Origin of the sequence: Rosistilla oblonga (assembly GCF_007751715.1) — a bacterium.
GTDB lineage: Bacteria > Planctomycetota > Planctomycetia > Pirellulales > Pirellulaceae > Rosistilla > Rosistilla oblonga.
In genome coordinates this window covers 6,501,600-6,521,252 of record NZ_CP036292.1, presented here as the reverse complement: position 1 = coordinate 6,521,252, position 19,653 = coordinate 6,501,600, and the positions used below count along the sequence as shown (strand labels likewise).

Annotated in this window: 11 protein-coding genes; 6 read left to right on the top strand and 5 right to left on the bottom strand. The window is 57.6% G+C overall.

Features of this window, described 5'->3' with window-relative positions; all coding sequences use genetic code 11:
- Positions 1 to 393 precede the first annotated feature (393 nt).
- The 4 genes from CA51_RS22985 to CA51_RS22970 all read right to left on the bottom strand — a co-directional run bounded on the left by CA51_RS22985 (position 394) and on the right by CA51_RS22970 (position 6,987).
- Complete coding sequence (locus CA51_RS22985; RefSeq protein WP_145123480.1) at positions 394 to 2,769, bottom strand: arylsulfatase; 2,376 nt, start codon at positions 2,767 to 2,769, stop codon at positions 394 to 396.
- A 137-nt stretch (positions 2,770 to 2,906) separates the two neighbouring features.
- Positions 2,907 to 4,367, bottom strand: a complete 1,461-nt coding sequence (locus CA51_RS22980) for a DUF1254 domain-containing protein (protein WP_145123479.1) — start codon at positions 4,365 to 4,367, stop codon at positions 2,907 to 2,909.
- Positions 4,368 to 4,420: 53 nt separating this feature from the next.
- Complete coding sequence (locus CA51_RS22975) at positions 4,421 to 5,353, bottom strand: DUF1254 domain-containing protein (RefSeq protein ID WP_145123478.1); 933 nt, start codon at positions 5,351 to 5,353, stop codon at positions 4,421 to 4,423.
- A gap of 107 nt (positions 5,354 to 5,460) precedes the next feature.
- Entirely contained in the window at positions 5,461 to 6,987 is a 1,527-nt protein-coding gene (locus CA51_RS22970) for a DUF1254 domain-containing protein (protein WP_145123477.1), read from the bottom strand.
- Between the two features lie 267 nt (positions 6,988 to 7,254).
- Between CA51_RS22970 and CA51_RS22965 the strand changes: the two genes are divergently transcribed.
- The gene (locus tag CA51_RS22965) at positions 7,255 to 8,241 is read left to right on the top strand and encodes an AraC family transcriptional regulator (RefSeq protein ID WP_197451414.1); all 987 of its coding nucleotides are present in this window, start codon (positions 7,255 to 7,257) and stop codon (positions 8,239 to 8,241) included.
- A gap of 604 nt (positions 8,242 to 8,845) precedes the next feature.
- Here CA51_RS22965 and CA51_RS22960 read toward each other — a convergent pair.
- Positions 8,846 to 10,393, bottom strand: a complete 1,548-nt coding sequence (locus CA51_RS22960; protein WP_145123475.1) for a sulfatase — start codon at positions 10,391 to 10,393, stop codon at positions 8,846 to 8,848.
- A gap of 619 nt (positions 10,394 to 11,012) precedes the next feature.
- Between CA51_RS22960 and nhaD the strand changes: the two genes are divergently transcribed.
- The 5 genes from nhaD to CA51_RS22935 all read left to right on the top strand — a co-directional run bounded on the left by nhaD (position 11,013) and on the right by CA51_RS22935 (position 19,486).
- On the top strand, positions 11,013 to 12,359 hold the full coding sequence (nhaD, locus tag CA51_RS22955; protein ID WP_145123474.1) for a sodium:proton antiporter NhaD: 1,347 nt from the start codon (positions 11,013 to 11,015) through the stop codon (positions 12,357 to 12,359).
- Between the two features lie 80 nt (positions 12,360 to 12,439).
- Entirely contained in the window at positions 12,440 to 13,810 is a 1,371-nt protein-coding gene (locus tag CA51_RS22950; RefSeq protein ID WP_145123473.1) for an NAD(P)/FAD-dependent oxidoreductase, read from the top strand.
- A gap of 179 nt (positions 13,811 to 13,989) precedes the next feature.
- Positions 13,990 to 14,418, top strand: coding sequence for a hypothetical protein (locus CA51_RS22945; protein ID WP_145123472.1), 429 nt, complete (start codon positions 13,990 to 13,992; stop codon positions 14,416 to 14,418).
- A gap of 304 nt (positions 14,419 to 14,722) precedes the next feature.
- Complete coding sequence (locus CA51_RS22940; RefSeq protein ID WP_145123471.1) at positions 14,723 to 16,246, top strand: efflux RND transporter periplasmic adaptor subunit; 1,524 nt, start codon at positions 14,723 to 14,725, stop codon at positions 16,244 to 16,246.
- Positions 16,247 to 16,258: 12 nt separating this feature from the next.
- A complete protein-coding gene (locus tag CA51_RS22935; RefSeq protein ID WP_145123470.1) occupies positions 16,259 to 19,486 on the top strand; it encodes an efflux RND transporter permease subunit in 3,228 nt (1,075 codons plus the stop codon).
- Positions 19,487 to 19,653: the final 167 nt, after the last annotated feature.

Genomic DNA, 19,653 nt, shown 5'->3' with positions numbered 1-19,653 from the left:
TAGCGTTGCCAGTATTTCCGAATCCCAAGTTCAGCGTACGGCAACCCTCTCGCCCTGCCAACGCCGCGCGGTTCAAGTCGCGATGCCGCCGACTCCGGCATCGATCCAGACAGGGATCATAGAAGCTAGCCGGTGGTTTGAGCGCAGCGAACACCACCGGTTGCCAATGCTCATCAAATCCGCGTCCCAAACCGGGGCGCAGATCGATCTGCGATCACTCCGGGAGCACCGCTCGCCGGGGGACGCATTCCGGAGGTGCGCCACTGCGCGGACGACCTCCGGCTATCTTCTTATATCCCATGGGGATTGATCGTCGCGGCTGGCGGCATGTCGGGAGACAAGAGACCTTGAACGCTATGCGTGTTTTCTTTGGTTGAAGTCGATCGAAGAAACCTACGGCTTCAACGACACAACAACTTTGCCAAGAGTGCCTTGGAAATCGAATGGCTCGCGGTAGTCGTAGGTCACTGGCGTGCCGGTATCCGTCCCGATGTCCTGGTTCTCGGAGAGCGAATATTTCATCGGCGAAGTTTTATCGACTTTGCCATCGCCAACTTTTTGCCCGTCGACGTATAGCGATAGGCTTCCTCCTTTGCCGACCTCTCCCTTCTTTCCGTCGTAATCGAACTCGACCTTCAGTGTGTGCTCGCCCGCGGCGATCGCTTCATCACTAGAAACGGAGTAGCGAGCGACATCAAGAAAGTTATGAGTCGCCACGAATTTGCCGTCGAGTAAGTAGAATCCCCAGCCGCCGGTATTGCCACCTTGAGTAAAGATCATGCCGTTGGCATCGTCGTCGATCTCAACCTCGGCGGTGATGGTGAAAGATTTACTTTTCAGGTCGGGGGCTGATGCTTCGGGCAGACCGACGACGGGAACCGGATAGACATACTCTGACCGACCTGCAGCGAGATTGGGCTTGCCCATCAGTTCCGCGCTAAATCGCTCCGAACCGCGCCAGTCGAGAGGAAGAACCTGTTGTTTGGCGGCGGTAGCCCACCAGAGCTTCACCATCTCATCGAGTTGCTTCGGATTTTCGTCGGCGAGGTCATTCGATTGTGAGAAGTCTTCGTCCAACTTGTATAGTTCCCACGGAGCGCTCAGCGGATCGAATTCGCCTCGGTTGGGATTCCATGGCACGAAGGACAACGATCCGGCCCACCAGCCATCTTTGTAGATGCCTCGGTTAACGAACATTTCGAAGTACTGGCTGGTGCGAATTTCTTCGGCATCCTCGTCCTCGAGAACACTGAGGAAGCTGCGTCCTTCGATTGGCTTCTGAGCGGTGCCATTCACGCTGCGTGGTTCCTCGATCCCAGCGGCGTCGAGGATCGTCGCGGCGACGTCGATCACGTGAGTGAACTGACTGCGGACTTCACCACCGTTTTTATATTTGGCAGGCCAGCTCACCAACATCGCGTTCCGGGTGCCGCCAAGATGACTTGCGACCTGCTTGACCCACTGGAACGGTGTGCAGACGGCATGTGCCCATGCAGCGGGGAAATGGTTGAAATGTTTCATGGTGCCGATCTCGTCGATGAAAGGCATCATTTCTTCGGTTTGCATCTGCACGCCGTTGAAGAAGGCATTTTCGTTCAAGGTGCCGGGGATCCCACCTTCGGAAGAGGCTCCGTTGTCACCGATGATGTAAAAGATCAGCGTGTTGTCCGAATCGGGCATTGTCTTTACATAGTCCAGCACGCGCCCGACCTCCTTGTCGACATGTTTGCCATAGGCAGCAAAAACCTCCATCATTCGTGCCGAGAGTTTTTTCTCATCTGCCGAAAGGCTATCCCAAGCGGGTAGACTGTCGTGGCGCTTGGTCAGCTTGGTCCCCTCGGGAACAATCCCCTGGGCGATCTGGCGGGCGAGAACGTCTTCGCGATACTTATCCCAACCGCCATCGAATTTGCCTTTGAATTCCTCGATCAGTTCCTTTGGCGCCTGGTGAGGTGCGTGGGTGGCTGCGGGCGCCAGATACATCATCCATGGCTTGTCCGGTTGGATCGCCTCGGCCTGTTGCAGCCACTCGATCGAATGGTCCGCCAAATCGACGCTCAAGTAATAATCGTCGGCGGTTTGCTGTGGCAGCGGGGTTTGGTTCTCATACAGATTCGGTCTCATCTGGTTGCTGTCGCCCGCCATGAAGCCATAGAAGTAATCGAACCCCAGATTGTTCGGCCAGTGATCGAACGGGCCCATCGCGCTGGTTTCGTAGGTGGGGGTATTGTGGTTTTTTCCAATCCACGAAGTGATGTAACCGTTCAACCGCATAATCTCGGCGAAGGTCGCGGTGTCTTTGGGGATGATCCCGGTATAGCCGTCAAAGCCGGTCGCCACCTCGGTGATGTTGCCGGAGCCTGCGACGTGATGGTTCCGACCGGTTAATAGGGCTGCACGCGTCGAGGAACAGACCGCTGTGGTATGAAAGCGATTGAAGAAAACACCCTGCTTTGCCAGCGACTCCATGTTTGGCGCCGGGACGCCGCCGCCAGAGACCGAGAACTGACCAAACCCCACGTCATCAAGCAGGATCACCAGCACGTTGGGTGCGTCTTCGGGGGCGGCCACTTGCTTGGGAAATTGCGCCGCATCGGAATTCAAGTAAGTCGTGCCGACGTTGCCTCGATATTTTTGTTCGGCATAGGGCAGGCTCAGTTGAGGCGCGGTCACGCCTGGTCGACCTTCCTGAGCAGTCGCTCCGGAGCTCGCCAGCGACGTTATCAGAAGGATGCCGAGAATGAACGTGTTTAGTTTAGATCGTTTCATTTTATTGTTCGTGGGCTGTTGAGGAGCGAATCGATTTAGGTTTTCGATAGTGGCAATGGCGTCGATGGGGAAAAAGAGTCGGATGTTAACCGTTTGTCTCAACGCCATGCCGCTACTTTGGACAATTGACCATCGAACTATTTCATCACTTTGATATCTGGCAGCACCCAGCTCTTGTCGAAGTAGGGTTCGGTGGGAGCGTAGAGGCGGAAGTACGTGAACCAGCCTTTCCCCGGGAGCGTTTTGATCCAGTTCTTTTCCGGTTTGCCCGCAGGTGGCTCGGGGCCGAAGTAGAGGTCGACGGTGCCGTCGTTATTGGTGACGATGTCGTTTCGCGATGAACGGTCTGGGTAGCTGCCGCTATCGATCAGGCAACGGCTTTCATTGTCGTAGACGGTGAACGACCAGAACTGTTTTACCGGGACGTCGGCGGGAACATGAAGCGTGTAGTTTTTGCCGCCATCGAGCCACTCGCCATTTGCGTCTTTTTGCGATTCGAGATAGACCTGGCCGGCGCCGTGGATCTTGCCCATCATGCCTTCGGAAACGCCGACGGCTTCGTAGAGCCAACTAGCGCGTTCATCCAGTTCGGTATAGTTGGGCACCTCCTGGTTGACCGCTTTGAGGAAGAGCGAATATTCCCACTTCTTGTCGGGCCAGACTTTCGAGCCCGGGAAACGCTTGGCGTAACCGTTGCAGCGGGCCATCAGTTCGCCCACGTTGGCGGCGTCGATGAGGATCTCTTTTAATCGGGCATCGGGCTGGAACGCTTTGCCTTTCTGGATCCCCAGAGGCACGAGGGTCGCGAGCATGATGCGGTCGCGCTCGATCGGGGGCTCTTCGTTGACGAGCTTGGCCAGCATTTCCCAGTATTTGATTCCGCGAGGTTGTTCACCGGTCCACGGCCTGCCCTCGGGGCGGATGTGTTCGGAGTGCGTCGGGTTCTCGCGTTCGCTGTAAGGGTAGATCGTCAACTTCTCACAGAGAGCACGAGCCTTGTTCAGGTCGGAATCGAGGCCGCGCATGGCAACCCAGACGTTGTTGGTCTGGGAGCGGAAAACGTAATAGCCTTCCGGGGCGGGAACGATTTCCTTGTCGTTGGGGCCGAGGATCAGGAACTTGGCTCCAGCGCCTTTCTCCGGTCCGGTCTGGCCGACGTCGGTCAGGGGACGCTCCCAGAAATCGAGGATGCCACCAGCCATGGCGCCAGCGGGCACCTCGACGACGATCGGGCCAGTCTTTTCGATGTTGGGGAAAGCCATCGAATACGGCGTGGTTGCATTGGCAGTCAGCAGGCCGAGTTTGTCCTTGTAGTCGATGTAATCGACGAAATCGAGGTTGCCAGCGTCAAAGGTTTCTCTTTGTTCGCGCTGCCACTCGCCCATCGACGTGTACGGAAGCGCCCACAGATAGGTCTGGCAAGCGCGCTGGAAGTCGATGGCGTCGTACAGTTTTTTGACGGTGTCTTGGCTCGGAAACCCTCGCTCGACCTCGAGTTTCCCAAGTCGGGAATCGAGCGTGCCGGTCGTTGGCAATTCCTGTGCGTGGGCTGAGATAGCCGTCGCAAATAGAGCGAAGGCAATGCAGGTCGTCTTCATGATTGTTATCCAAAGGGGAGCGGTTTTCGATTCAGTCTAGATGGTCGCTTCGGCTACTGTTTGTTAAGACTTGGCAGCTTGTATTCGCCGCTGAGGACGGAGTCGCCGGGCATATAAACCCGGAAACAGGTCCAGAAGGGGGCGGTGGGAACGATGACTTCGTTGTCGTGCTTGCGCTTGCCAAAATCGGCCTCGGGAACAAACCAGAGATCGAAGCTTTTGCCGTCGGCATTCAGCTTGATCTGGGGGTTATTGATGATCGAGCCCTCGTCGGTTTTGAGGTATTGGTCGTCACCATAGATGGTCAGCGAGAAGAAGCCGAGATGCGGATCTCTCATTTCAGGAACCGCGAAGGTAGCCTTGTATGACTTGCCCATTTCGCCCTCGTGCATCGTGGTCAAGTAGGTCGCGTCGTTGTCGGGCAGCAAACCGGTGGCTATGGAGACACCGCGGTTGCGGGCATCGAGTGAGACCGGCTTCTCGACGGTTCCCATCGTGCCGGTGACGCCATCCTTCTTGGCTTCGGCGACGTATTTGGTGCGGACCTTCGCGAAGTCCTCCATGTTCCAGTTGGTGACTTGGAAAGATTCCGGTTGGTATCCGTTGAGGTGTTCGACCTTGAGCTGGTCCTGGTAGTTGTTGACCTTTTTCACGTCGGCCGGATCCTTGGCATCGAGTTGCATGCGAACGTTGGCGTAAAAGAAGTCGGAAGTGCCGCTGGCTGGGAGCACGTATCGGCCCGGACCGTAGAGCACTTTGTAGGTGATGTGGTCGTGGTTCATCACGTGCAGCGACATGTAGCGTCCATCATTTTCCGGCAGCGTTACAGCCACGTCGCCGCGACCGTCGAGGATGGCAAAAGAGTAGAGCGTGTCGCGATTCATCAGCGGCGCTGGCTGCTCGTTAAGCGGCATCGGCGTGCGGTGATGATTCCATGTATTGTCAGCGTCTTGGACGAATTCCTTCTGCATCGCAAGATCGGTCATCGCACGTGCAAAGTTCTCATCCGTTACCGGGGTCGGTTCGGCGGACTCAACGGAAAGAACGCATGCTAGAAACAGAGCCGAGCAGATGGGGATAACTGAAGTTTTCACTATTGTTTAGCCTTTTGGATGTCGCCGGGTTTCCAAGTCAGATCGAGGGCGGGTTTTGTGGGTGCATACAGACGCAGGATGACGAAGTAGCCTTGGTCGGGCACGGTGGCGAGCCAGTTGCTCGCCTTATCTTCGGGGGCCTTCGGTCCGAGGTAGAGGTTGATCGAACCGTCCTGGTTCTCTTTCGGATGGTTCAACGTTCCGAGCGATGGGAACGGCTGACCATTGACTAGCCCCGAGGCGCTTCCCGCTTCATAGAGTGTCACCGACCAGAACAAGGCTGCCGGAATATCTTTGGGCAGATTCAGCGTGTAGTGATTCTCGCCATCGAGCCATTCACCGTCGGAGTCCTTGAAGCCAATCATATAGAAGGCTCCCTTGCCGGGAGTCATCGAAACCATGCCCGGGCTGATCGAATAGTAATCGGTGAAGAACCAGGCGCGAGCATCGAGGTTGCGGGCTCCGAGTTTGCGATCGGTGAAGCTGAGATCGACGAAGGAATCCGGCCAACGCGAGGAGAGGTTGTTGATCGGATTCAGCCATTGTCGGTCCTCGTAAACGCGGAAGTCGGCGTCGCCGATGCCATACTCGGCGCCGATGACCCGCGAGGTTTTGTAGGCGCTGGTTGCCGCGGCACCGAGGATCCCCGTGGTCTTTTCATCGGGACTGAACTCCTTCCCCTCGGCAATGCCGAGTCCGGCGAGCATGCCGAGCCAATCGGGGCCAGCGAGATTCGAGCTCTCGGTGTCGACCAGGTACTTGAGTTGTTTAAAGGCCTCGATGTCGGTGCGGGGCAGCATGTTGTGCGGTTGTCCGGAGGCGTCGCGGAACTGCATCTTTTTCGCACTGGCCTTCTTCCCGAGTGGGTAGAAGACGGATTGTTTCAGCACGTCGACAGCGGGCTGGATGTTATCCAGCGATTGATAGAAAGAACGCAGGAAGATGAAGACGTTGTTGGTGCCCGAACGGTAGACGTAATATCCCTCGGGAACCTCGTCGTCGTAGCCGGGAGGCAGGAGCAGGAATTTACCGCCTTTCCCTTCATCGGGACCGGGCAGGCCAAGGTCGCCAAAAAATTTACCGCCGTCGACCGGGATCGGACGCTGCCAGAAATCGAGCAGGATGCCCTGCAGTTTCGGCGGTGCCTCGAAAACCAACGGGCCGGTTTTCGAAAGGTCCTCGAAGACCATGCCATAGATCAGGTCCGAGTTTGGCGTGGTGATGCGGGTTTTGGCGTCGAGCCGCTTCTCCCAGATCGCCATGGTGTTGTATCCGGTGCCAAAAGACTCCTGGAAGCCGTCTCGCATGCCCATGGTGTTCAGCAGCGGCATGGCCCACAGATAGGTCTGGCTGGCTCGTTGAAAAATCAGCTCATCCTTAAGCGTTTGTGCGGTTTCCGGCGTGGCGCGGTTGTGGTTCAGCGGCAGGTTCGCGAGTTCGGAAAAGCGGCTGTTCTGCGCAGTCCCGACCGAGGTGGTTGCGACAACGGCAATCACCAAGGAGAAGATTCTTTGAGTGAAACGCATGGGGTAGACTCAGTTGAATGGTTGAGTGAAAGAACGGCGTCGAAGTCGTTGAATTACCCCAACGACTTTGGTGCCGGCGCGTCTTTGAGACCGACTACATAAAGGAGTGCGTCTCGGTCTTGATCAGCTGATTTCTGCGGGCGGCGGACTCTTCCAATGAATGGTAACAGAAGGCCAGATGGCGTATAACGTTTTTCTGGCGCTCATTTCGGCTCAATCATCGAAGCCTCCTGCATGACTCTACAGATAGAACTCTTTGACGCCCGAATGCTCGCTCCCTTGGTCGGCTTTTTGCAGCGATCAGGTGCGCGGGCCGAACCGTTCCTGAGCCGTGCTGGTATCCCAGTTGAGCTTATCGAAGTCGGCGGCTGGATCGGCAAGAGGCAGGCTTATGACTTCATTTTCGATGTTGTGAGAAGGACCGGCTGCCCGGAGGCCGTTTACGATGCGTACCTCGACTTCGATATCTCGCATCTCGGACCGATCGCGACAGCGATGGCGGCCTGCAAGACGGTGAAAGAGTCTTTGGAAGTTGGGCTCCGTCTCGGCGGTACCGCGTATGAAGGGAATGAGTACTTTTTAAGAACAGGCGGAGATACCTCCTGGATCTGCTACCGCGAACCGCACGTCGCTTCGGCGGGACAGACGTTCATTAACGACATGACGCTCACTGTCTATTCGCATCTGATTCGCGCGCTGGTCAACGAAGACTGGCATCCCGAATGGCTGCTGATTCGCAACGAAACCAACCAGAGACACCGCGGCGTTGGATACTTCGAACAATGCGAAGTCGCCAGTCATCCCAACCTCACGGCACTCGCTTTTCCCACGGAGTTTTTGAGCCGCCGGTTGCCGAATAGTCTTGGAGTGGAATCGCCCAGTCAGCCTTGGCAATTCGGTCCCGAAGGGAGTGCGCCTACGGTGGAGCGGTTGCATCGCCTTTTAACTTCTTGTCTTCCGAGCGGTGAGTTACCGACATTAGGAGAAGTGGCAGGTAGGGTCGATGTCAGCCAGGCGACCCTGAAACGTCGTCTCGCCGAAGCGGGGACGACCTACCAACGGTTGCTCGACCGTATCCGATTCGATTCGGCATGCGAATTGTTGTTGGACGCCGACGTCCCGTTGGGAGAGATAGCGCGTCGGCTCGGTTATTCTGGCACAAACAACTTCATTCGCAGTTTTCGGCGAATGACAGGTACAACGCCCGAGTTATACAGGCGGAAGAGCCGGGGCGGAAATGCGGAGGCTGAATAGCCTCGTCGTCGCCACGAAGCCATTGACTGGAGCTTCGCCACGCCGGAGTCTGGCACCAACCTGCCACGGGATCGCAACGTCGGTTAGCAATCCCAGAGGATAGCCGATGGTTTGAGCGAAGCGAACACCACCGGATACCGATGATCATCAAATTCGCGTCCCCAACCGGGGCGCAGATCGATCTGCGATCCCTCCGGGAGCACCACGCGTCGGGGGACGCATTCCGGAGGTGCGCCACTGCGCGGGCGACCTCCGGCTACCTTCTTATATCCCTTCGGGATTTCGGGCCGAAGGCTCAGCGAATTGGATAGCCCTGGGCAACGGCCTGGGACCACATCCCGCGTCATTATCGGGAGGGCTGAAGGCCCGGGAAATTGTCGACAAATCGCCGGGCCGTTGGCCCTGGAGGGGCGTGTTTATGCTATTCGCCCGTCGTTCCCAGGCCGCTGGCCTGGGCTACGCAAATTGACGAGCCTTCGGCCCTGGGGGAGATCGTGTTTTGTATTTGGGCCGTTGTTGTCTGGCCGTTGGCCGAAGGCTATGCAAATTGCTGGAGCTTCGCCCCGCGAAACCCCAGCGCCCCAGCGGCTACAGTTCCGGCCTCTCAATCGCGAGTCAGCTTCGAGCCCCACCAATCTTTGTTCGGCTGAAAATCTTCTGCGAGGAAGCGAGCGTGCTGCTGTTCCAGCGCCGGTTTGCGTTTGTTTCGTATCTGCTGTTGTTGCTGTTCCTTCTTCGCCGCGTCGAAACGTGGATCGGGCTGGGGGATCCGAGCTCCTGTCGATTTCAGCCATGCATCCAGTTTGCCTCGCAAGCGGCTGGCCAGTTCGGGCTGCTCGGCTACCAAATCGTTTTGCTCTCCGATGTCGTTGGGCAGGTGATAGAGTTCGTCGCGGCCATCTTCGTAGTAATGGATCAGTTTCCAGTCTCCATCGCGGATGATCGACGACGGTTCGCCACCTTGGTTGCCGTAGTGCGGGTAGTGCCAGAACAGCGGGCGATCCGGAATCGATCGGCCGTGCATCAGCGGCACAAGGCTGACACCATCGATCGTTTTGGTGGGCGCGAGGCCTGCGAGTTCTAAGAGAGTCGGATAGAAATCGGTTCCGATCACCGGCGTGTCACAGCGACTGCCGGGCGAGACGATGCCGGGGGCTTTGATGTAGAACGGCTCTCGGATACCGCCTTCCCATTGTCGTCCCTTTCCGCCGCGGAACGGGAGGTTCGACGTGGCAAAGGCATCGCCAGAGGAGACGCCACCGTTGTCGCTGGTGAAGATCACGACGGTGTTCTTGTCGAGTCCGGTCTGCTTCAGCGTGTCCAGTACGATGCCGACGGCGTTGTCCATCGATTCCATCATCCCGGCATAGATCGGACAATCTTGGACATGCCGGACGGGGAGCGTGCGATCGATCAGAAACCGCTCTTCGGGCTGTTCGCCAGCCATCGCTTTGTCGCGATATTTTTTCCACAGTTCCGGCGTCGTTTGGATCGGGCCGTGGACGCTGTAGAACGATAGGAAAGCGAAGAACGGGCGGTCGGCTGAATCGCGGATGAAGCCGGCGGTTTCGTCGGCCAAGCGGATCGGCAGCGATTCGCCGGCTGGACCGTCGGTCAATTTTGGATTCTTGTACGGCGAGAAAAATCCGCCGGGCGGACTGCCGCGATGATGGCCGCCGCGATTGATGTCGAAGCCATGATCCTCGGGCATCGATCCCTCACCACCAAGATGCCACTTGCCAGCAAAAAATGTGGCGTAGCCCGCGTCACGCAACGCTTCGGCGACCGTTGTTTGGTCCAGTGGAAGGTTGTGTTGGTATTCAGCTGGCAAGACGCGATCGTTGCGATTCCACTTCATCCCGCTGGCCGCACCGATCCAATCGGTGATCCCATGCCGTGCCGGGTAGGTTCCCAACATGATGCTGGCTCGCGAGGGACTGCAGACTTGGCAAGCGGCGTAGCCCCGCGTGAATCGCATCCCGTCGTTGGCGATGCTGTCGATTCGAGGCGTCTCGTAAAACGTGCTCCCTTCACCGCTGAGATCCTTGCAACCGAGGTCGTCGGCGAGGATGAAGACGAAGTTGGGACGTGTGTCGTCAGCCGACAGAGTTGTCGCCAGGGTTAGTAGGATTCCGATCGTCAGCTGTTTCATCGTCGTCGCCTCTTCAAATTCATTCGTAACTTTCGCGCTCGCCTGTCCGATTTGCAGCCCGTTTGCAACGCCGGAGCATGGAACAGTCTAGCTGAAACGTTGTGGCACGTGGATGATTCCCGACGCGGCACTGGGCTGTATCTGATGCCGGTGTCACCGCACATCTTCGCTGGGGATGTGCAATTTGGCGGCGAGCATTTGTTGGTCGTGGCGAGCAAATCATTTCCAATAAACCGACGGTCGACAGCGGGAATCCTCTCTTTTAAGGCAATTTGATCGAGGTCGTGGCGATTGGCACAGGGAGTGCCTATGTGGGCGGCGTCATTCCCTTTTGCGACGGTCTCCTTTTGGAAGCTCCGCTTTGTTTCCCCGATGCCAGGAATTTTTGTTCCACAATCCGCTCTCACCGACGCGTTTTCTAGGGGCCGCATTTCCGTCGCGATTCCGCAGACTTACCCGCCAGTTGTGTCGCGGGCGTCGCAGTACTGCCTGCGAACGGTTTTATCTTCGATGGAAAGGGCGTGAGTCCAAGTGCCTGCAGTCCAGTGACCAACCGCCGTGCTGAATTTGGATTGTCGGTACCCATTCACTATTGCACAACGAACCTGCTTCACCACCTATGCTTACTCTGATCCTCTGCATCTTTGTCGCCGGCTACCTTGCGATCGCGTTTGAACACAAATTGAAGATCAACAAAGCCGCCACCGCGCTGTTCATCGGCGTTGCTTGTTGGTCGATCTACACGGTTGAGGTCAACGACTTGTTGCCTCGCGATGCGATTCCCGATTGGTTTCGCCAGGAAGCGATCGCCGAACAGGTGGAGAATGTGCGGCTGCATTATGCGATCGATGCCCAGCACCTGATCCAGACCGGCGAGATCGCCAGCATCCTCTTCTTTCTGATGGGAGCGATGACGATCGTCGAGCTTGTCGATTCGCACGAAGGGTTTGCGTTGATCACCGATCGGATCCGAACCCGCGACAAGCGGACGCTGCTGTGGACGGTTGGTCTGCTGACGTTTGTCCTCTCGGCGATCCTCGACAATCTGACGACCACGATCGTGATGGTCTCGCTGTTGCGGAAACTGATCGGCGACCGGGAGGACCGGTTGCGGTTCGTCGGCTTGGTCGTGATCGCCGCCAATGCGGGCGGTGCTTGGACGGTGATCGGTGACGTGACGACGACGATGTTGTGGATCAAGCACAAACTGGGGACCGTCGAAGTGATGCGCGAACTGTTCGTCGGATCGCTGGTCTGTTTGATCGTTCCGCTGATCGGGTTGATGCGTTCGATGCCTGGCAAGTTTCAACCGCCGGAGGTCGACGAATCACACGTCGATAAAGACATTCGCCCCTGGCACCAGTGGCTGTTTCTGATCCTGGGCGTGATGGGGCTGATCGGCGTTCCGATTTTCAAAACGATCACGCATCTGCCACCTTATATGGGCATGATGTTGAGTCTGTCGGTGTTGTGGGTTGTCTCGGAATTGGTCGGCCATACGTTGGATGAACAGACGCGATCGAGTACGGGGGTGTTGCCTGCGCTGCGAAGAGTCGACATGTCGAGCATCCTCTTCTTTCTCGGGATCTTGTTGGCCGTTGGTGCCTTGGGAGCAACCGGTACGCTTGCGTCGGCGGCAACTTGGCTCGATTCGGTCCTCCCCAATCGCGACGTGGTGGCGGTTGTGATCGGGCTGGTCTCTTCGGTCGTCGATAACGTTCCGTTGGTCGCGGCGGGAATTGAGATGTACGACCTGCCGATGAATCATCCGTTTTGGATGTTGCTGGCCTATTGTGCGGGAACCGGCGGCAGCTGTCTAATCATCGGATCGGCTGCGGGGGTGGCGGCGATGGGAATCGAGCACGTCGATTTCATGTGGTACTTAAAACGAATCGCTCCTTGGGCGGTTGCTGGTTACTTGGCTGGCGCGGCAGTGGTTATCGCGATGCAAACGTTTATCAGCTAACCTATGGGCGATTGTGTTTCGGATAATCAACGTCTTTGGCGTTGCAGTTGTTGAACCATCGACCCAGCAGTTTTCAAGCGATGAACACCCAACCTCATGTCGTCATCGTCGGCGGCGGTTTCGGCGGCCTGCAAGCGGCCAAGCAGCTTCGTAAGTCAAACGTTCGTGTAACGCTTGTCGACCGCCACAATTACCACCTGTTTCAACCGTTGTTGTACCAAGTGGCGACGGGCGGTTTGTCGCCAGCAAACATCGCCACGCCGCTGCGTGCGATTCTGCGGAAGCAAGCGAATTGCCAGGTGCTGCTGGCGGAGGTGACTGATTTTGATGTCGCCAACAACCGCTTGGTCTTGGCCGATGGTGAACTCACGTACGACACGCTGGTGTTGGCCGCCGGAGCAACGCACAGCTACTTCGGGAACGACCAATGGGCCGAATTCGCGCCGGGACTGAAGACGCTTGGCGACGCGACTGAAATTCGCCGCCGCATCTACCTCGCGTTTGAAGCTGCCGAGCGGGAGCCCGATCCGGAAGCTCGCAAAGCGCTGATGACCTTCGTTGTTGTCGGTGGCGGCCCGACCGGAGTCGAATTGGCGGGGACGCTTTCGGAGATCGCCGAACATACGCTCGCCCGCGACTTCCGCAACATCCGCCCTCAGGACGCGCGGATCATGATCGTCGAAGGCGCACCGCATGTATTGAGCCATTACGATGAGGCGTTGAGCCAGCGAGCAGCCGATAAAATTCGCCAGTTCCATATCGAAGTCCACACGCACACGCGAGTCAACGAGATCACCGCCGATCATGTCCGCATGAGCTCCGAGGGCTGTGAAACCATCGTGCCGACGCGGACTGTGTTGTGGGGAGCGGGCGTGCAAGCGAACCCGCTGGGCAAGCGACTGGCTGCCGGTTGTGGCTTGGAGACCGATCGCGCGGGGCACATCCCCGTCGATGAATTTCTGAATGTGGTGGGACACAAAAACATCTTTGCTGTCGGGGATATCGCCACGTGTTTGGATGAAGACGGGAAGCCGCTGCCGGGGCTCGCCGCCGTGGCGATGCAGCAGGGTGGTTATGTCGCCGACACGATCGCGGCACGAGTCGCTGGGACAGGCCAGTCGGAACCATTCAGGTACAAAAACAAAGGGACGATGGCGACAATTGGTCGCGCCGCCGCGGTGGTACAGATCGGCAAGCGTCAGTTTTGCGGATTTTTTGCTTGGCTGTTGTGGCTGTTCGTCCACTTGTTGTTGATCGTGCAGTTCCAAAACCGGGTGCTGATCCTGTTTCAGTGGGCTTGGAATTACGCCACGTTCAATCGAAGTGCGCGATTGATTACCGGCGACGATCACGTGGTGATCGTGCGACAACCCAATGGAACCGAAGCGACGGAAGAGGACTCGCCGGCGCAGCCTGCTGGCAAGCTGTCCGCCGATTCGGGGAAGGGATAATTCGCTGATCAAAACGGATGCAAATGCTTGCAATTTGCGGTGCCGCCGGTTTGTTCTGCTTTTGGTTACTTCCGCTTTTAACGAGAAGTAATGTAGACCAACCGCCACTTAACCGATACAAATTAACGTAGGTCGGCGACCCTATTCCAATGCCGATTCGACGCTAGATGAAGCGATACATGATTCAAAACATCCTCACCCTATCGACCACGGTCGCAATTGTGCTTCACGCACTGTTGGGGTGTTGTGTGCATCACGAACATGCTTGCGCGTCGCAGGAGATTTCGGCGGTTTCTCAATCGATGGATCATTGCCATGGGCATCACCACGATGCTGGCAATCGATGCAACGATGGCCAAAGCGATCAACAGAGCCAAGACGCTCCTCATCCTCCTTGCGATGAAATCGATTGCAGTCTGATCTCGGTCGTTCGCAATCTCGATGTCAGCCTGTTGTTCTCGGTAACCACTTGGGTTCCCGCGCTCGATTACACCGCCGCCCGTTCGGCTCAAGCGTCGCTGACCAGCCGCTATGGTAGCAACGATCCACCCGATCTCTTCTTCGGCAACCAGCCACTGCGCACTCTGACGCAGGTTTGGCGTTTGTAGAGCGGCCCTCCGTCGATCTTCAACAGATCGATGGGATTGTCTTCCGCTCGTGTTTTGTCTGCTGATATCGAACGCGCCAATTACCTTTTCCTGAGGTTGGTGTGTGGTGTCGCTTGCGCATGCAAAACGCTTCGGTTCGCCTTCTCACATCTTGTTGATCGATCGACACGCCTGCGCGTTGTCTCTCTACCAATCCTTGGACTGTTACTTCGACGAACCGCTGCGCATGTCGCGGCCAACGCTACGAGTCGGTCTCTGGATAAGTAAATGCTCTTCGGCTGGATGTTTCGTTGGAATCATTGCGATGAAGTTCCGTATCCCTCAATCAAAAAAACTCGCCCAATGGGCCTGGCTCGGCGGCCTGTTGCTCGTGGTGCTGGTCGCAGGTTTCACCTGGCAGCGGTGGTTCCCCGCGACGCAGTCGTGGGTCGGTCGAACCGTTGCGGTCTTCAGGTCGGGCGGTCCCGAATCGGAGCATGAAGGCGAATCCGCCGCCGATCCGCACGCCGGGCACGATCACTCGGGACACGCACATGCCGGTCACGACGAAGCCTCCTCCTTGGAGCTCTCGGCCCAAGCGATCCGCAACATCGGCCTGTCGGATGAAACGATCCAACCCATCCGATTGGAGACGTATCGCAAATCGATCACCGTTCCGGCAGTGGTTGTCGAGCGACCGGGACGATCTCGCGTTCAAGTCGCCACGCCGATGACGGGAGTGGTCACCCATGTCCACGCGGTTCAGGGCGAAGCGATCGAGCCGGGAGCTCTACTGTTTCAGGTCCGCTTGACCCACGAAGACCTTGTGCAAGCTCAGACCGAATTCGTCCAGACGCTTGGCGAATGGGATGTCGAGAAGCGGGAGATCGCTCGGCTTCAAGACGTCACCCGCAGCGGTGCCGTGGCGGGCAAGGTGTTGCTGGAACGAGAGTATGCGAAAGACAAATTGGAAGCCGCGCTCAGCGCCCAACGTGAATCGCTGCGACTGCACGGGCTGTCGGATAAACAAGTCGAACAGATCGCTAGCGAACGTCGTTTGTTGCGAGAACTGCAGATCTACGCTCCCTCGGTCGACAACCATCCCGAAGAGGAATTACGGCTGTCGATGAATCCAATCCAAGCTGCCGCGTATACGCACAATCGCCAAGCCGCGCAACCGGCCGACGGGTTGCCCGCGGTGGCGGGACCTTTGATCCTGCAAGAATTGGCGGTCCACAAGGGCCAGTCGGTCAGTGCCGGCGAGACGCTGTGCATCCTGGCCGAATACGACGAACTGTTTATCGAAGGGCTGGCCTTCGAACAGGACATCGATCAACTGCGTCGCGCGTCGCAGAACGATTGGACTGTCGACGCCGTCTTCGACCAACCCAATGACAAAAAGCAGATCGTGGCAGGACTGCGGATCGTCTATTTAGACAATCGCGTCGATCCCGATTCGCGAACGTTGAACTTCTACGTCCGGTTGACCAATCAAGTGACGAAGGATCAACGCGCCGACGGCAACCGGTATATCGAGTGGCGTTATCTTCCTGGCCAGCGTCTGCAGTTGCGGGTGCCGGTCGAAGAATGGCCACAACAGATCGTCTTGCCGGTCGAAGCGGTCGCTCGCGAGGGAGCTGAGTTTTTCGTTTTCCAACAGAACGGAAACCACTTCGATCGGATTCCCGTCCACGTCAAATACCGCGATCAATATTCGGCGGTGATCGACAATGATGGATCGCTGTTCCCCGGCGACGTGGTCGCGATGCGTGGTGCACATCAAATGCAAATGGCCCTGAAGAACAAAGCTGGCGGCGGAGTCGATCCGCACGCAGGCCACAACCACTAAAGGGCATCGCACATGTTAAACGCAATCATCCGATTCGCGCTCCACCAGCGGTTGCTGGTGATCGCCGCTGCATTGTTTCTTGTCGGTTATGGAACCTGGCAAGCGATGCATTCGCAGATCGATGTGTTTCCGGACCTGAACCGACCGCGAGTCGTGATCATGACCGAAGCACCGGGGCTTGCCCCCGAAGAGGTCGAGACGTTGATCACGTTTCCGATCGAAACGACGATGAACGGAGCCAACGGCGTGCAAGCGGTTCGCAGCGCGTCGGGCGTCGGGATCTCGGTGATCTATGTCGAATTCGACTGGGGCACCGACATCTACAACGACCGCCAGATCGTCAACGAACGGCTGCAATTGGTCCAAGAGCGGATGCCGGAAGGCGTCAAGCCAACGCTGGCACCGATCTCATCGATCATGGGCCAGATCCTGATGTTGGGGATGTGGAGCGAGGATGACAGCACGCCGCCGTTGGAGCTGCGTACGTTGGGCGACTGGGTCGTGCGGCAACGGTTGCTGACGATCCCCGGCGTCTCGCAAGTCTTCACGATGGGAGGGGGGCGCAAGCAGTTCCAAGTGCTGGTCGATCCTGATGCGATGCTGCGATTTGGCGTGGCGTTACACGAAGTGAAACAAGCGGTCCAGAACAGCAACGAAAACGCGACCGGCGGCTACCTGGATGAACAGGGGCCCAACGAATTGCTGGTCCGCGCGTTGGGACGCGTTCAGTCGATCGAGGATCTGCAAAAAGTTGTCGTCACGATGCGGGAAGGCCGACCGATCGCGTTGGGCCAGATTGCCACTGTCGTCGCTGGGCCGCAGGTTCGCCGCGGCGACAGCGCCGCCTATCTGCGCGATGACGAAGGTGAGTTTTCCGGCGGCCCTGCAGTTATTCTGACGATCAACAAGCAGCCCGGAGCCGACACTCGCCGCGTGACCGATGACGTCCTGGCGGCGATCGACGATCTACGTCCTTCGTTGCCCGAGGGGCTGCGGATCGAACCGTTGTACACGCAGAAATCGTTCATCGATCGGGCGATCGCCAACGTGGTCGAAGCGCTTCGCGACGGCGGATTCCTGGTCGTGATCATCCTGTTTTTGTTCTTGATGAACGTTCGCACGACCTTCATCACGCTGACCGCAATCCCGTTGTCGTTGGTGATGACAGCGATCGTCTTTTCGTTCTTCGGAATCTCGATCAACACGATGACGCTGGGCGGACTGGCGGTGGCGATCGGCGAACTTGTCGACGACGCGATCGTCGACGTCGAAAATATTTTCCGACGGCTGAAAGAAAACCGAGCCCTCGCGAATCCGAAGCCGCCGCTGTTGGTCGTGTTCCGCGCCAGCGTCGAGATCCGCAACTCGATCGTCTTCGGCACGATGATCGTGATCCTGGTCTTCATTCCATTGTTTGCACTCACGGGCATGGAGGGGCGGCTGTTCGCGCCACTGGGGATCGCCTACATCGTCTCGATCTTGTCGTCGCTGCTGGTCTCGTTGACCGTCACGCCCGTGCTCTCCTATTGGTTGTTGGGCAAGCAAAAGTTTACCGAGCAGGAGCGGGATGGCTTGCTGCTGCGGGGGATCAAATGGATCGGCGACCGCGTGATTCGATTCAGCCTGCGACTGCCGCGATTGAACCTGACAGTCACCGCGATGCTGGTCGCGTTGGCGGGGCTGTTTGCGTACAGCCTGGAACGCGATTTTCTGCCGCCGTTTAACGAGGGAGCAGTTCAGTTGAACGTCGTGCTGCCGCCGGGGACTTCGTTGGAGACATCGAATCAGATCGCCCAACGTGTCGAACAGCGGCTGCAACAGATCGACGATGTCCAGCAGTTCATTCGCCGGACCGGTAGAGCCGAACTGGACGAACATGCCGAGGGGGTGAACATGAGCGAGTTCATCCTGGAACTGGATCCCGAATCGCCTCGGCCGCGCGAGTCGCAACTGGAAGAGATCCGCGAAGCGATGGCCGATATCCCCGGCATCGTGACTGCTGTCGAACAACCGATCGCCCACCTGATTTCGCACATGCTCTCGGGCGTCAAAGCTCAGATCGGTATCAAAATCTATGGCGACGATCTCGACACGCTGCGTCGCAAGGCGGAGGAGATGCAGTCGGCGATTGGGACGATCGCGGGAGTGAAAGACCTGATGGTCGAACCGCAGGTGACGATCCCGCAATTGCGGATCGAACTGGACCGCGACAAACTGCTTGTCCATGGACTGACGCCTGCGGAGGTGAACGAATTTATCGAGACCGCGATGAATGGACAGGTCGTTTCCGAAGTCCTGATCGGCCAGCGGACCTTCGATTTGCTGATCCGCCTGGACGAAGACTACCGCGAAAATCTGCAGTCATTGCGACGCTTGACGATCAACCTGAAAGATGGCGGCATGCTGCCGTTGGAAGCTGTCGCGAAGATCTACGAATCGGGGGGCCCCAACACGATCAACCGCGAGAACGTTCGCCGACGGATCGTACTGCAATGCAACGTCGCCGATCGCGGCGTCGTCGATGTGGTGCAAGATATTCAGCAACGGGTCGCGCCGGTCGTGGCCTCGCTGCCGCCGGGCTATTTCGTCCAGTACAGCGGCCAGTTCGAGAGCCAGCAATCGGCGTCGCGCGTGATCGGAGCCCTGTTTGCCGTCTCATTGGTCGGCGTCTTCTTGGTCCTGTTCACGATGTTCCGCAGCGTCAACCTTTCGCTGCAAGTGATGGCCGCCCTGCCGATGGCGTTCATCGGGTCGGTGATCGCATTGGTGGTGACTGGCCAGACGCTGACCGTCGCCGCGATGGTCGGCTTCATTTCGCTGGCCGGAATCGCGTCGCGAAACGGAATCCTGCTGCTCAACCACTACCTGCACCTGGTCCGCCACGAAGGCGAAGACTGGACTCAGGAGATGATCGTTCGCGCCGGCTTGGAACGCTTGGCTCCCGTCTTGATGACCGCGCTCACCTCGGGGATCGGACTGGTTCCGCTGGTCATGGCGGCTGGCGAACCGGGCAAAGAGATCCTCTACCCGGTGGCGACAGTCATCCTGGGCGGACTGATCAGTTCGACCATGCTCGACTTTTTTGTTCACCCCGCTCTGTTCTGGCTGTTCGGAATCGATGAAGCCCGCCGCGTTGTCGAAGAATCGGGCAACGAATTGGAGCTGACAGAAGAGTCGGATGATCTGGACCACGAATCAACAACGAACCATCCACCGCTCACGACACCGGTGGTCCCATAACCCAACACCTGTTTGTTTCCCCGTAGCGGAAGTCGTCAAGACTTTCGTTCCCCGGCGGTTGTCCTTCGAAACTCTTGACGAGTTCCGCTACGGGAAATTTGACGAGTTGCCCGAAACTCTTGACGAGTTCCGCTACGAATTTTCACCCCCTTGCCGATGCGGTCGCT